Raw genomic sequence first — 13,701 nt, forward strand, 5'->3', positions numbered from 1 at the left:
ATGGTCCGAAATGACTAGTCCGGGGTGCCCCGCACCGATCCGGGGTGTAAAGGGCCCTCCCGTACGCTGGGGGCCATGTCGGACCCTCGCACGACCTCCCGCGTCCTCTCCCACCTCGGGGTGATGGTCGTGGTCTCGGCGGTCCTGGGCGTCCTCGTCGCCGGCCTGGCCATCCCCTTCGCCGGCGTGGTCGGCGTGGGGGCGCGCAACGTGGCCGCGACGATGGACAACCTGCCCGAGGAGCTCGAGACCGAGCAGCTGGCCCAGCGCACGACCATCCTCGACGCCGACGGCAACGTCCTGGCGACGCTCTTCGACCAGAACCGGGTCGAGGTGCCGCTCACGCAGGTGTCGCGCAAGATGGTCAAGGCGATCGTGGCCGTGGAGGACGCGCGGTTCTACGAGCACGGCGCCCTGGACATCCAGGGCACGCTGCGGGCCTTCATCACCAACGCCGCCAACTCCGGCACCGTGCAGGGTGGCTCCTCGATCACCCAACAGCTGGTCAAGCAGACCCTCGTCCTCCAGGCCTCCAGCGACGAGGAGCGGGCCGCCGCGCTCGACGACACCTACGCCCGCAAGCTGCGCGAGCTGCGCTACGCGATCGCCCTGGAGAAGGAGCACTCCAAGGACTGGATCCTCGAGCGCTACCTCAACACCGTCTACTTCGGTGACGGCGCCTACGGCATCCAGTCCGCTGCCAAGCACTTCTTCAACACCAACGCCAGCAAGCTCAACCTGCTCCAGTCGGCCACCCTGGCCGGTCTGGTGCGCAACCCCGAGGGCTACGACCCGACCGACAACCCCGACCGCGCCCTGACCCGACGCAACGTCGTCCTCCAGCGTCTGGGCGACGTCGGGATCCTCAACGCCAAGCGGGTCGAGCGGCTCCAGGACAAGCCGCTGGGTCTGGACGTGCAGCGCTTCTCCAACGGCTGTGTCTTCTCCGCGGCCCCGTTCTTCTGTGACTACGTCATCCAGTACCTGCTCAAGGACGACGCGCTCGGGCCCAACAAGAAGTCGCGCCGCCAGCTGCTCAACACCGGCGGCCTGACCATCCGCACCACCCTGGACCTGGACTACCAGCGCGCGGCCGACGCCTCGGTCCGCGAGCGGGTCTACCCCCGCGACACCGCCATCGGTGCGCTCGCGATGGTCGAGCCCGGCACCGGCGAGGTCCGCGCCCTGGCCCAGTCCCGCCCGATGGGCGCGGACCGCGAGGCCGGCCAGACCTACCTCAACTACACCGTGCCGCGGAAGTACGGCGACTCCGGCGGCTTCCAGCCCGGCTCGACGTTCAAGGCGTTCGTCCTGGCGGCGGCGGTGGAGCAGGGCATCCCGCTCAGCACCTCCATCGCCTCGCCCCAGGCCCGGACCTTCCAGCAGAACGAGTTCCCGGTCTGCGACGGGCAGAACTACGCCTCGACGCAGGACTACCCGGTCACCAACTCCACCGGCGAGGGCACCTTCAACCTCTACACCGGCACCCAGCAGTCGGTGAACACCTTCTACATCGCCCTGTCGCAGCAGACCGGTCTGTGCGAGCCCTACAAGCTCGCCAAGCAGATGGGCGTCGTCGGTCTCGACGACCGCGACAAGTGGATGGTGCCCTCCTTCGCCCTCGGCGTCGCGAGCGTGAGCCCGCTGGAGATGGCCGAGGCCTACGCGACCTTCGCCGCGCGCGGCCTGCACTGCACCTCGCGCCCGGTCACCGCGATCGAGGACATGGCGGGCAACACGCTCAAGGAGTACCCCGCCAAGTGCCGCCAGGTGATGCAGAACTCCACCGCTGACGCCGTCAACGACGTGCTCCGCGGCGTCATCGAGGGCGGCTTCGCCAGCGCCTGGGCGCTCGAGCAGCCCTCGGCGGGCAAGACCGGCACCACCCAGGACGGCAAGTCGGTGTGGTTCGTGGGCTACACCCCCAACATGGCCGCGGCCGCGATGATCGCCGGCGCCAACCAGTCCGGCACCCCGGTCAGCCTCACCGGCCAGACGGTCGGACCGAGCTTCATCTCCTCGGCCTCGGGCTCCGGCTTCGCGGCCCCGATCTGGGGCACCGCGATGCGCGCGATCCAGGGCCAGCTGCCCGACACCGCCTTCGTGGCCCCCAGCGCCTCCGACATCGCCGGCGTGCCGACCACCGTCCCGGGGGTCTCCGGGGTGTCCGTGGAGTCGGCCACCCAGCAGCTCGAGGCAGCCGGCTTCACCGTCTCCTACGGCGGCTACGTCGACAGCGCCGTCGCGGAGGGCCTGGTCGCCTACTCCAGCCCGGGCACCGGCGCGATCGTGCCCTCCGGCTCGACCGTGACGATCTACCAGTCCACCGGCCGGGCCCCGCGACCGCAGGGTGGCGGCGGCGGTGGCGGCGGCGGCGACCGTGGTGACGACAGCAGTGGCAACGGCAACGGCAACAACGGCCGGGGCAACGGGAACGGCATCGGCCGGCGCTGACCCCGGCGTCCACTCGGCGCCCGTTCGAGCGTGCGACCGCTGGTCGAGGCGCGAGGAGCGTCAGCGACGAGGCACGAGACCCGGCGCCCCAGCGAGTCGCCCGGGACCGGGCAGGTGCGCTCAGGCGCCGAGCTGGCGGCGTACCTCCGCCGCGACGGCGCCACCGTCGGCGCGACCCTTGACCTGGGGCGTGACCACGCCCATCACCTTGCCCATGGCCTTCATGCCCTCGGCGGCCGCACCCGTCGACTCGATGGCCGCGGCGACGATGTCGGCCACCTCGGCCTCCGTGAGCTGCTCGGGCAGGTAGTCGGCGATGACCGCGGCCTCGGCGCGCTCCTTCTCAGCGCTCTCGGCACGGCCTCCCTCGGCGAAGGCGACCGCGGCCTCGCGACGCTTCTTGGCCTCGGTGGTGAGCACCGCGACGACCTCGTCGTCGGTGAGGACCTTGGCGCTCTTGCCGGCGACCTCGGCGTTGGTCACGGCGGAGAGCACCATGCGCAGCGTCGAGGAGCGCAGCTCGTCGCGCGCCTTCATGGCGGTGGTCAGGTCGGCGCGCAGACGGTCCTTGAGGCTCATGGGCGCCATTGTGGCAGCCTGGCCGGGTGCCGCTCACCCAGGATTCCCCGCTCCCCCGCGCCCTCGCCGGGGTCGCGGTCGGCGGACTCGCCGCGGGCCTGGCGACGACGGCGTACGCCGGGTGGGAGGCGCGGCGCTACGTGCTGCGCGAGCGGACGCTGCCGGTGCTCCCGGTGGGCGCTCGCCCGCTGCGGGTGCTGCACCTGACCGACCTGCACCTCACCCCGGGCCAGCGCGCCAAGCGGGAGTGGCTGGCCGGCCTCGGGACGCTCGCCCCGACGCTCGACCTGGTGGTCGACACCGGGGACAACCTGGCGCATCGCGACGCGGTCCCGGTGGTGCGGGACGCGCTCGGGCCGTTGCTGGACGTCCCGGGCGTCTTCGTCCACGGCAGCAACGACTACTTCGAGCCCAGCTTCCGCAACCCCTTCCGGTACCTGCTGCCCGACGACGGGAAGCGGCACACCGACGTGCCTGCGCTGCCGTGGCGCGAGCTGTCGCGCACCTTCACCGACGCCGGCTGGCTGGACCTCACCAACACCCGCGACCGGCTGCGGGTGGGCGACCTCGACGTCGCGCTCGCCGGGGTCGACGACCCGCACCTGGGCTACGACCGGCTCGAGGACGTCGCCGGACCGGCCGACCGCGGCGCCGACCTGCGCCTGGCGGTCACGCACGCGCCGTACCTGCGGGTGCTCGACGCCTTCGCGCGCGACGGCTACGACGCCGTGCTGGCCGGCCACACCCACGGCGGGCAGGTCTGCCTCCCGGGCGGTCGGGCGCTCACGACCAACTGCGACCTCGAGCCCGCCCGGGCTCGCGGCGTGCACCGCCACCCGGCGGACTCCCGCCCCGGGGACCCCGGCTCGACGTGGATGCACGTCGGTGCCGGGCTGGGCACCTCGCCGTACGCGCGGGTCCGGATCGCCTGCCGCCCCGAGGCCGTCCTGCTGACCCTGGTCCCGATTGGGGAGGGCTGAGCCCGCTCGGCTATGCTCCGACGCGGACCTGCCCCTGAGGCATCTCACCGGGGCGGTCCGATCGGGCTGTGGCGCAGCTTGGTAGCGCGCCTCGTTCGGGACGAGGAGGCCGCAGGTTCAAATCCTGTCAGCCCGACAGCGGGGCCCGGATCCGTCGAGGATCCGGGCCCTCCCTGCTTCCTGCTCCCTTCTCGGGCATCGCACGTCCAGCGCACCCGGAAGCCGCGTCGGCGCGGCCGAGGTGCGTGACATGATCGGGCGCATGGCAGATGACCAGCGTCCTGACGCGCCCTCGCTGGAGGCACCCAGCCTCGGGAAGCTGCTCAAGCGGCGCAAGGGCCGTACGCCGGCCGCGGACCCCGCCCCGCAGCAGCAGACACCCGCGGCCGACCGGGCCGCCGACCCTGCCCCTGACCGGGCCCCTGACCGGGCCCCTGACCGGGCCCCTGACCGGGCCGCTGGCCCTGCCGCGCCGGTCGAGGCGGCCCCTGCCGAGGCCGAGCCCGCGACGCCGCGTGCCGACAGCGCGCCGCCCGCCCCGCCGACTGCCCCGCCGACCCCGCCATCCGCCCAGTCGACTGCCCCGCCCTCTGCCCGGCCGTCTGCTGAGCCGTCCGCCCAGCCGCCCGCGGCAGCCGCGTCCTCGCCCGACGAGGACACCACGGCGCTGCCCCCCGCGGCAGCCGCTCCCCCGGCAGCGGCCGGACCGGTCGTCCCGCCGGCGGCCGCGGTCCCGACTCCCGCCCCTGCCCCGACGCCCGCTCCCGCACCGGCCCCGACGCCGGTCGCTGCCGAGTCGGCCCCCGAGCCCGTGGCCGCCGAGCAGGCCTCCGCACCGACCCGGGCACCCCGGGCCACGCTGACCGTCGACGGACGGGTCGCCACCGGCGTCACCGGGCTCGTGGTCGGTCTGCTCGTCGTCGTCCTGACGGCCGGCTCGCTGGCCCTGTGCGAGAGCGTCCGCGGCGTCTCCAGCTGCGGCGGTGGCCCCGGCTTCCTGCTGCTGGTCCTGGTGATGGCCGGCATGGTCGTCCTGGGCGGCGTCATGCTGCGCCTGGCCCGGGTCCCCGACCCGACCAGCACCAGCTTCCTCGCGGTCGGCCTGCTGGCGGTGCTCTCGCTGCTCTTCCTCGTCGACGTGCTGGAGGAGTGGTGGATGATCATCGTCATCCCGCTGCTCTCGGCCGCGATGTTCCTGCTCTCGCACTGGGTGACCACCCAGGTCGTCGACTCCGACGCCTGACCGAGCGGCCGAACGGGCAGGTCCTTCGTGCAGCGTGCACGAGAGACCTGCCCGTTCGGCGTCCCGGGGTCGGGCACATCGGGTCAGGCCCGGGCGGCCGCCACGAGCTCGGCGATCTGCACCGTGTTGAGGGCGGCGCCCTTGCGCAGGTTGTCGTTGCTGATGAACAGCGCGAGCCCACGACCACCGTCGACGCCCTCGTCGGCACGGATGCGACCGACGTACGACGGGTCCTTGCCGGCGGCCTGGAGCGGGGTCGGGATCTCGCTGAGCTCGACACCGGGAGCCGCGGCGAGCAGCTCGGTGGCGCGCTCGGGGCTGATCGGGCGCTCGAACTCGGCGTTGATCGCCAGCGAGTGGCCGGTGAAGACCGGGACCCGCACGCAGATGCCGGACACCTTGAGGTCCGGCAGGCCGAGGATCTTGCGCGACTCGTTGCGGAGCTTCTGCTCCTCGTCGGTCTCGTTCAGCCCGTCGTCGACCAGGTTGCCCGCGAAGGGCAGCACGTTGTGGGCGATGGTCCGCTTGTAGACGCCGGGCTCGGGGAAGGCCACGGCCTCCCCGTCGTAGGCGAGCTCACGGGCCTTGTCGCCGGCCGCGGCGATGCCGGTGGCGAGCTCCTCGACGCCGGCGATGCCGGAGCCGGAGACGGCCTGGTACGTCGAGGCGATCAACCGGACCAGCCCGGCCTCCTCGTGCAGCGGCTTGAGGACCGGCATCGCGGCCATGGTCGTGCAGTTGGGGTTGGCGATGATGCCGCGCCCGGCCGCGATCACCTCGGCCGCGGCCTCCGGGTTGACCTCGGAGACGACGAGCGGGATCGCGGGGTCCTTGCGGAAGGCCGAGGAGTTGTCGACGACGATGACGCCGGCCTCGACGAAGCGGGGCACGAGGGCGCGCGAGGCGGTGGCGCCGGCGGAGAACAGCGCGATGTCGAGCCCCGTCGGGTCGGCGGTCTCGGCGTCCTCGACGACGACCTCGGTGCCGCGGTAGTCCAGGACCTTCCCGGCCGAGCGCGCCGAGGAGAAGAAGCGGATCTCGGCGACCGGGAAGTCCCGCTCGGCGAGGATCTGGCGCATGGCGACACCGACCTGGCCGGTGGCGCCGACGACGCCGATCCGCAGGCCGGCGTCCGCGGCCGCGCTCATCGGCCGGTCCCGCCGTACACGACCGCCTCGACCTCGTCGGCGTCGAGGTCGAAGGCGGTGTGCGTCGCGCGCACCGCGGTGTCGATCTGGCCCTCGTCGACGATGACGGAGATGCGGATCTCGGAGGTGGAGATCATCTCGATGTTGACGCCCGCGGCGGCGAGGGCGGCGAAGAACTTCGCGGTGATGCCCGGGTGGCTGCGCATGCCGGCGCCGATGAGGGAGACCTTGCCGACGCGGTCGTCGAAGAGCAGCTTGTCGTAGCCGACCTCGTCCTGGATCTTCGCCAGGGCCGCCATCGCGACCTGGCCGTCCTCGCGGGGCAGGGTGAAGGAGATGTCGGTGCGGGCGGTGGCCGCGGCGGAGACGTTCTGCACGACCATGTCGATGTTGACCTCGGACGCGGCCAGCACCTCGAAGATGCGGGCGGCCTCGCCGACCTTGTCGGGCACCCCGACGACGGTGATCTTGGCCTCGGACCGGTCGTGGGCCACGCCCGCGATGATCGCCTGCTCCACGGTGTCTCCTTCTTCAGCGGTGTCGGGGAGGACCCAGGTGCCCTCGATGGTGTCGAACGAGGTGCGCACGTGGATCGGCACGTCGTAGCGGCGCGCGTACTCGACGCAGCGCAGATGCAGGATCTTGGCGCCGGAGGCGGCCATCTCGAGCATCTCCTCGTGGGAGACGCGGTCGAGCTTGCGCGCGGCCGGCACGATCCGCGGATCGGCGGTGAAGACGCCGGCGACGTCGGTGTAGATCTCGCAGACCTCCGCGCCGAGGGCGGCGGCGAGCGCGACCGCAGTGGTGTCGGAGGCGCCGCGGCCGAGCGTCGTGACGTCCTTGGTGTCCTGGGAGACGCCCTGGAAGCCCGCGACGATCGCCACGTGGCCCTCGTCGATGGCGCTCTGGATCCGGCCCGGGGTGATGTCGATGATCTTGGCCTTGCCGTGCACCGAGTCGGTGATCACGCCGGCCTGGGAGCCGGTGAAGGACTGCGCCTCGTGGCCCAGGGAGCTGACGGCCATGGCGAGCAGGGCCATGGAGATCCGCTCGCCCGCGGTGAGCAGCATGTCCAGCTCGCGCGGCGGCGGCAGCGGGGTGACCTGCTCGGCGAGGTCGCGCAGGTCGTCGGTGGTGTCGCCCATCGCCGACACGACCACGACCACCTCGTGGCCCTGCTTCTTGGTGTTGACGATGCGCTGGGCCACCCGCTTGATGCCGTCGGCGTCCGCCACCGACGACCCGCCGTACTTCTGCACGACAATGCCCACTGCTCTGGTCCCCTCGTCCCGTGTGCGGCGCGGTCACCCGTCGCGGGCGCGCCTGGTCGAAGCCCCGAGTCTACCGGCGGGGCCTGGGACGACCCGTCGGACTTTCCTGCCGTGGACGGGGGCGTCCCGGGGCCGGGCTCAGCCCTCGTCGGCGAGCATCTGCTCGGCCGCGACCACCTGGTCGGCGTCGAGGTCGACGTCCACGTCGAGGCGGTCGTGGCTGACCACGGAGAGCAGCGCGTTGAGGGCGGCGCCGGCGAGGTTGCCCCAGCTGGAGACGTAGGAGAACTGCCACCACCACAGCGCCTCGCTGACGTGCCCGGCGCGGTAGTGGCGCAGGCCGGTGTCGAGGTCGGTGGCGATCGCGGTGAGGTCGTCGGAGAGCTGGCTCTCGACCACCTCGGGCACGTAGGGGTCGAAGACGAAGCTGTAGGTGTCGACGTTGTCGAGCATCGAGGCCAGCCGCAGGCGCATCCGGTCCAGGTCGGGCTCGGGACCGACGTCGGGCTGGTACTCGTCGCGAGGCACGAAGTCCTGCTGCGCGCCCAGCCGGGCACCGGCGAGCAGCACCTGGCTGATCTCGAGCAGCAGCAGGGAGATCGCCCGGCCGCCGTCCTCCTCCTCGGCGATCGCGCGCAGGGCCAGCAGGAAGCTGGCGACCTGGTCGGCGATCTGCTGGGCGAACTCCAGCGTGTCGTCGTCGAGGACCGCACCGGGCGCGGCGCCTCCGGCGGTGGTGCTGCTCTCGATGCTCATTCTGCTGCTCGCCTCCCCGCGAACGCGCGGCCCAGGGTCACCTCGTCGGCGTACTCCAGGTCGCCGCCTACGGGCAGTCCACTCGCCAACCGCGTGACGCGCAAGTCCAGCACCTTGAGCATCCGGGTGAGGTACGTCGCCGTGGCCTCGCCCTCGAGATTGGGATCCGTGGCCAGGATGACCTCGGTCACGGCGCCGTCGGCCAGCCGCGTCATGAGCTCGCGCACCCGCAGCTGGTCGGGACCGATGCCGTCGATCGGGCTGATCGCGCCGCCCAGGACGTGGTAGCGACCGCGGTACTCCCGGGTGCGCTCGATCGCCACGACGTCCTTGTACTCCTCGACCACGCACAGCACGCTCGGGTCGCGGCGCGGGTCGCGGCAGATGCGGCACTGCTCGTCCTCGCTGACGTTGCCGCAGATGGTGCAGAACTGCACCTTGGCCTTGACCTGGATGAGCACGTCGGCCAGGCGGCGTACGTCGACGGGGTCGGCCTGCAGCAGGTGGAACGCGATGCGCTGGGCACTCTTGGGACCCACGCCGGGGAGCCGACCGAGCTCGTCGATCAGGTCCTGGACGACACCTTCGTACACGCGGGCCCGCTAGAAGCCGAGGCGGGGCGCCTGGCCCGGCTCCCCACCGCCCGGCTGTCCACCACCCAGCGCGCCACCGAGCATGTCGCCGAGCCCGCCGCCCCCACCGCCGAGACCGCCGGCCAGCGGGCCCAGGGCCTCCCCGGCAGCCGCGTCGGCCTGGGACTTGGCGTCGCGGTAGGCCGCCACGACCATGTCGCCGAGGTCGGCGAGGTCGTCGGCGTCGTTGCCGTCGAAGCCGCCGGCGCGGATGTCGACGCCCACGAGCTCACCGGTGCCGTTGACCCGCACGGTCACGGCGCCACCGGCCACGGTGCCCTCGAGGACCGTCTCGGCCAGGCGCTGCTGGGCCTGGGTCAGCTGCTCCTGCATCTGCTGCGCCTGCTGGAGCAGGGCGTTCATGTCGAGTCCGCCGCCCAGGGCGTCGAAGGGGTTCTGGCTCATCTGGTCACCTCGGGTGGCTGGCGGGTCGGGCTCGGTGGTCGGGGTCCACTCAACACGATGGGTGGGGGCTCACGAGTGGGTGATCTCCTCGATCACCCTGGCGCCGAGCTCGCGGGCCAGCAGCTCCGCCCCGGCGGTGTCGTCGTGGTCGAGGACCTCGTCGTCGGGGTGGGCGTCGGCGTCGGCCGCACGGAGGTCGGGACCCTGCTCGGTGCCGGGCGCGCCCGCGGGTCGGGTCTGCTGGATCGCGCCGCGGGCGGCTGCGATCGAGGAGGCGCCGGCCGGCGGTGCCGCGGGCGCCGCGGGCGTCGCCGGCGTGCCGGGCTCCGGCCCGTCGTCGAGGTCGGCCGGGGGCTCGACCGCCCAGGGCGGCGGCGGCTCGTCGGAGACCGCGGACGAGCCGGGGGCGGCCGGAGCGGCGTCGGGCGCGGGGGGTGCCGGTCGGTCGCTGCCGGCCGCGGAACGCGGGTCGACCGCGGGGGCGGCGGGCGGCGGGGACGGCGGGGGTCCGGCGTCGGGCGAGGCTCCCGGGTCGACGATCGTCTCGATCCGCCAGTCGGTGCCGACCACGTCGATCGCCGCCTGGCGCACGACCTCGGCGCTGCCGTTGCCGTCGAAGGAGTCGCGGGCGCCGGCGTTGGCGAAGCCGAGGGTCAGGGTGCGCTCGTCGACGGCGACGACCTGGGCGTTCTGCGTGAGGTGGATCCAGGTGACCCGGCGACGGAGCTTGGTGGCGTCGACGATGTCGGGCCACAGCCGACGCACCTCCACCAGCGACAGCGCACCGGGGGCGGCCGGCTCCGCGGGGGCAGCTGCGGCCGGGGCGGCCGTGGGCTGCGCGGGCGCGGCACCGGCGAGCGGCGGCACGCCGGTGGCGTCGACCCGCGGGGGCTGTGCGGCGGGGTGCTGGGCCGGCTGCCGGGCCGGGTGGGGCGGGACCGGCTCGGGCTCGGGCGTGGTGGGCCAGCCCTGCGCGGGCGCCGGGGTGGGCGCCGGGGTCGGCACCGGCTCGGGCGCCTGGGCCGCGGGAGCGGGTCGGTCCTGCGCGGGCACGTCCTCGGGGACCTGGGCGGGTCGGACCGGGCGGGCCGGGGCCGAGGGCGCCGCCGCGGCGGGGGCGGCCGGTGCCGGCGTACCGGTGACCGCCATGCGGCGCTCCAGCCGGTCGAGGCGGGCGGCGAGGCCCTCCGTGCCGTGGTCGGCGCCCGGGAGCAGGACCCGGGCGCAGATGAGCTCCAGGAGCAGCCGGGGCGCGGTGGCGCCCCGCATCTCGGTGAGGCCGGCGGCCACGAGGTCGGCGGCGCGGGTGAGGTCGGCCGGGCCGAACCGGGCGGCCTGCGCCACCAGCCGCTCGCCGGCGTCCTCGGAGACGTCGATCAGCCCGGTCGCGGGAGCGTCGGGCACGGCGGCGACGATCACCAGGTCGCGCAGGCGGCGCAGGAGGTCCTCGGTGAAGCGGCGCGGGTCCTGCCCGGTCTCGACGACCTTGTCGACCACGCCGAAGACCGCCGCCCCGTCACCGGCGGCGAAGGCGTCGACGACCTCGTCGAGCAGGCTGTCGGGGGTGTAGCCCAGCAGGCCGGTGGCCAGCGCGTGCGTGACGCCTTCCGGGCCGGCACCACCGAGCAGCTGGTCGAGGACCGAGAGCGTGTCGCGGGCCGAGCCACCGCCGGCGCGCACGACCAGCGGGATCGCGGCCGGCTCGATGGCCACCCCCTCGCGCGCGCAGAGCTCGGAGAGGTAGGACGACAGCAGCCGCGGCGGGATCAGCCGGAACGGGTAGTGGTGGGTGCGGGAGCGGATCGTCCCGATCACCTTGTCGGGCTCGGTCGTGGCGAAGATGAAGCGCAGGTGCGGCGGCGGCTCCTCCACCAGCTTCAGCAGGGCGTTGAAGCCCTGCGGGGAGACCATGTGGGCCTCGTCGATGATGTAGATCTTGTAGCGGCTGCGCACCGGCGCGAAGAACGCCTTCTCCCGCAGGTCGCGCGCGTCGTCGACGCCACCGTGCGAGGCGGCGTCGATCTCGATCACGTCGATCGACCCGGGGCCGCCGCGCGCGAGGTCGCGGCAGGAGTCGCACTCCCCGCACGGGTCGGCCACCGGCGCCTGCTCGCAGTTGAGCGCGCGCGCCAGGATGCGGGCGCTGGTGGTCTTGCCACAGCCGCGGGGGCCGGAGAAGAGGTAGGCGTGGTTGACCCGGTTGTTGGCCAGGGCCGCGCGCAGGGGAGCCGTCACGTGGTCCTGCCCGATGACCTCGTTGAAGGTCTCGGGCCGGTAGCGGCGGTACAGGGCGAGCGGCGACTCCACGTGCAGACCCTAACCACGGCCGCCGACAACGCACCACGGCGGCGGGAGCGGCCTGAGGGACGGCCCGCGGACCGCACCGACCCGGGGCAGCGCGAGCGTCCGGCCCCAGGGACACGAAGGCCCCCCGCGCACCCGACAGAGCTCACTTACCCTTGCTGCCTCTCGGCCCTGGGGGAGTTGGGCGAGGTGCCGCCACGCGGGGGGTTGCCCCGGAGTCTAGGTGAGCGCGCGGAGGGCGGCCAACCCGGCCCGATCGGCCCCACCTCGTACGCCGTCGCGCACCGTCGCGCGCGCTCGACCGCTGCCCGGAGCGCCGTCCGGGCGTGCGGCAGGCGATTTCGTGCGGCGCAGGCCCACCGGTACCCTCCTCGGCGGAGGTATCGCCTAGTGGCCTATGGCGCTCGCTTGGAAAGCGGGTTGGGTTAACAGCCCTCGGGGGTTCGAATCCCCCTACCTCCGCCACACACAGGACGGCGTCGACCGCTAGGTCGGCGCCGTCCTGTGCTTTCCAGAGCATCCACCACTCACGTCAGCGCCGAGTCACCCTCGAACCAGCGCCGAGTCACCGGAACGAGGGTCAGCGGCGGCGGGCCAGGAGCGGGCGGGCGAGGACGGCGAGCAGCAGCGCCCCGCCGCCGAGCAGCCCCCACCACACGGCGCTGCCGCGGGTGGTGGCCAGGAGGTCCTCGGGCTCCTCGGGGGCGGCGGCCGCGATGGAGGGGCGGGGGACGTCGGTGTCCCCGGCGTACCCGCCCGCGCGCAGCTCACCCGCGGTCGCGGTGAGGGCGGCGAGGGCCTGCACCTGGCCGGCGCCGGTGAGGGGCGAGCGCACGTCCGGGCGGCCGTCGGCGGTGGCGACGAGGCGTGCGACGAGCTCCTCGGGCTCGGCCTGGGGGTAGGCGGAGCGCAGCATGGCCAGGACGCCGGCGACGAGCCCGGTGGACCATGCGCTGGAGCCGTTGTCGTCCAGGACGCAGTGGCCGCCCTCCAGCGAGACCGAGACGGCGTCGTCGGCAGGGGCGACGACGTCGAGGGCGCTGCTGCGCAGCGGGTCGTTGACCTGCTCGGGCAACGGCCCGACCGCGACGACGCCCGGGAGCGCCGCGGGGTGCACCAGCGGACCGGCGTCCTCGTCGGGACGAGGGGTGGCGAGCGCGGTGAGCGAACCGGACCCGGCGTCGGCAGCCACCTCGCCGACCAGGTCCACCGGGCGGTCACCGCCCTGGGCCACGACCAGCACGCCCGCCTCGACCAGGTCGGACACCAGGTCGGCGACCCGGTCGTCCTGCGGCACCTGCAGGGGCACGACGACGATGTCGACCGACGGCACCCGGTCCCGCACGTGGGCCAGGCCGTCGGCCAGTGCCGCCGCGTCCGGGGCCTCCTGGCCCTCCTGGGTCGGGGTCGCGGTGTCGTAGACGCGCACGTCGACCAGCTCGACCCCGGGCGCCACGCCGACCGGGAGGTCGTCGTCACGCGCGGGCCCGGCGACCAGGCCGGCCACGACGGTGCCGGTGGGGTCGACGACCGGGCCCGGGCCGACGACCGAGGTCCCGCCGGGGCCCAGCGGGAGGTCCGCCGCGCCGGAGATACCCGAGGACAGCACGGCGACGGTCGTGCCGGCACCCGCCTGGCCGCGGCCGCTGCGCTCGAGGCGGTCCTGGGCGGCGAGCACCCCCGTCCGCCGCAGGGCCTCGCTGGCGGTCTCGGTGGTGGGACGCGGGTCGCCCGGGGCGACCTCGAGGCAGGAGACGTCGATCGCGTGGGCGGGTGCGGCCACGCCGACGGGAAGGCCTAGGTGTTCTGTCCACGCAGGTTGGGTACGAGGTCGGCCGGTGACTTGCCACCGAGTGCGGTGTGACCGCGGTGGTGATTGTAGGTGTGGAGCCAGTCGGTGAAGCTGGCTGCTCGTTCTGACTCGGAGCC

General features: G+C 73.9%; 11 protein-coding genes, 2 tRNA genes, 1 other RNA gene and 1 pseudogene. 5 read left to right on the top strand and 10 right to left on the bottom strand.

Annotated features, from left to right (window positions below; genetic code table 11):
* Window positions 1–75: 75 nt before the first annotated feature.
* Window positions 76–2,454, top strand: coding sequence for a penicillin-binding protein (locus ACYVID_RS16560; protein WP_460738928.1), 2,379 nt, complete (start codon window positions 76–78; stop codon window positions 2,452–2,454).
* A 120-nt stretch (window positions 2,455–2,574) separates the two neighbouring features.
* Here the strand turns inward: ACYVID_RS16560 and ACYVID_RS16565 are convergent, their stop codons facing one another.
* Window positions 2,575–3,042 (bottom strand): GatB/YqeY domain-containing protein, encoded by a 468-nt coding sequence (locus ACYVID_RS16565; protein ID WP_460738930.1) that lies wholly within the window; start codon window positions 3,040–3,042, stop codon window positions 2,575–2,577.
* A 17-nt stretch (window positions 3,043–3,059) separates the two neighbouring features.
* Between ACYVID_RS16565 and ACYVID_RS16570 the strand changes: the two genes are divergently transcribed.
* The 3 genes from ACYVID_RS16570 (at window position 3,060) to ACYVID_RS16580 (ending at window position 5,256) form a co-directional block, all read left to right on the top strand.
* Window positions 3,060–4,013, top strand: a complete 954-nt coding sequence (locus ACYVID_RS16570; RefSeq protein WP_460738932.1) for a metallophosphoesterase — start codon at window positions 3,060–3,062, stop codon at window positions 4,011–4,013.
* Window positions 4,014–4,075: 62 nt separating this feature from the next.
* Window positions 4,076–4,149 (top strand) — tRNA-Pro (locus ACYVID_RS16575).
* A 126-nt stretch (window positions 4,150–4,275) separates the two neighbouring features.
* On the top strand, window positions 4,276–5,256 hold the full coding sequence (locus ACYVID_RS16580; RefSeq protein ID WP_460738934.1) for a hypothetical protein: 981 nt from the start codon (window positions 4,276–4,278) through the stop codon (window positions 5,254–5,256).
* An 83-nt stretch (window positions 5,257–5,339) separates the two neighbouring features.
* Here the strand turns inward: ACYVID_RS16580 and ACYVID_RS16585 are convergent, their stop codons facing one another.
* The 7 genes from ACYVID_RS16585 to ffs form a co-directional block, all read right to left on the bottom strand.
* Window positions 5,340–6,404 (bottom strand): aspartate-semialdehyde dehydrogenase, encoded by a 1,065-nt coding sequence (locus ACYVID_RS16585; protein ID WP_460738935.1) that lies wholly within the window; start codon window positions 6,402–6,404, stop codon window positions 5,340–5,342.
* Window positions 6,401–7,675, bottom strand: a complete 1,275-nt coding sequence (locus tag ACYVID_RS16590) for an aspartate kinase (RefSeq protein WP_300645501.1) — start codon at window positions 7,673–7,675, stop codon at window positions 6,401–6,403. Before ACYVID_RS16590 ends, ACYVID_RS16585 begins: the two co-directional genes overlap by 4 nt.
* A 138-nt stretch (window positions 7,676–7,813) precedes the next feature.
* Window positions 7,814–8,431 (bottom strand): DUF5063 domain-containing protein, encoded by a 618-nt coding sequence (locus tag ACYVID_RS16595; protein ID WP_460738937.1) that lies wholly within the window; start codon window positions 8,429–8,431, stop codon window positions 7,814–7,816.
* Window positions 8,428–9,024: a recombination mediator RecR gene (gene recR, locus ACYVID_RS16600; protein WP_460738939.1), complete on the bottom strand. Its 597-nt coding sequence runs from the start codon at window positions 9,022–9,024 to the stop codon at window positions 8,428–8,430. The genes ACYVID_RS16595 and recR overlap by 4 nt, the downstream gene beginning before the upstream one ends.
* Window positions 9,025–9,033: 9 nt before the next feature.
* Window positions 9,034–9,468 (bottom strand): YbaB/EbfC family nucleoid-associated protein, encoded by a 435-nt coding sequence (locus ACYVID_RS16605; protein ID WP_460738941.1) that lies wholly within the window; start codon window positions 9,466–9,468, stop codon window positions 9,034–9,036.
* A gap of 69 nt (window positions 9,469–9,537) precedes the next feature.
* The gene (locus tag ACYVID_RS16610) at window positions 9,538–11,775 is read right to left on the bottom strand and encodes a DNA polymerase III subunit gamma and tau (protein ID WP_460738943.1); all 2,238 of its coding nucleotides are present in this window, start codon (window positions 11,773–11,775) and stop codon (window positions 9,538–9,540) included.
* A gap of 115 nt (window positions 11,776–11,890) precedes the next feature.
* An RNA gene (gene ffs / locus ACYVID_RS16615) (signal recognition particle sRNA small type) lies at window positions 11,891–11,981 on the bottom strand.
* A gap of 167 nt (window positions 11,982–12,148) precedes the next feature.
* On the opposite strand from ffs, the gene ACYVID_RS16620 reads away from it, so the two are divergent.
* Window positions 12,149–12,237 (top strand) — tRNA-Ser (locus ACYVID_RS16620).
* Between the two features lie 115 nt (window positions 12,238–12,352).
* Here ACYVID_RS16620 and ACYVID_RS16625 read toward each other — a convergent pair.
* A complete protein-coding gene (locus ACYVID_RS16625) occupies window positions 12,353–13,555 on the bottom strand; it encodes a S8 family serine peptidase (protein WP_460738945.1) in 1,203 nt (400 codons plus the stop codon).
* 14 nt (window positions 13,556–13,569) lie between these two features.
* Window positions 13,570–13,701 (bottom strand): annotated as a pseudogene (locus ACYVID_RS16630) (IS481 family transposase); the annotation flags it as partial.

Source organism: Nocardioides ginkgobilobae, assembly GCF_054781275.1.

Excerpts from the sequence above, each read along its gene's own strand:
- ACYVID_RS16605 (WP_460738941.1), bottom strand. The coding sequence starts at position 9,468 with ATGAGCCAGAACCCCTTCGACGCCCTGGGCGGCGGACTCGACATGAAC.
- ACYVID_RS16580 (WP_460738934.1), top strand. The coding sequence starts at position 4,276 with ATGGCAGATGACCAGCGTCCTGACGCGCCCTCGCTGGAGGCACCCAGC.
- ACYVID_RS16565 (WP_460738930.1), bottom strand. The coding sequence starts at position 3,042 with ATGGCGCCCATGAGCCTCAAGGACCGTCTGCGCGCCGACCTGACCACC.
- ACYVID_RS16585 (WP_460738935.1), bottom strand. The coding sequence starts at position 6,404 with ATGAGCGCGGCCGCGGACGCCGGCCTGCGGATCGGCGTCGTCGGCGCC.
- ACYVID_RS16560 (WP_460738928.1), top strand. The coding sequence starts at position 76 with ATGTCGGACCCTCGCACGACCTCCCGCGTCCTCTCCCACCTCGGGGTG.
- ACYVID_RS16595 (WP_460738937.1), bottom strand. The coding sequence starts at position 8,431 with ATGAGCATCGAGAGCAGCACCACCGCCGGAGGCGCCGCGCCCGGTGCG.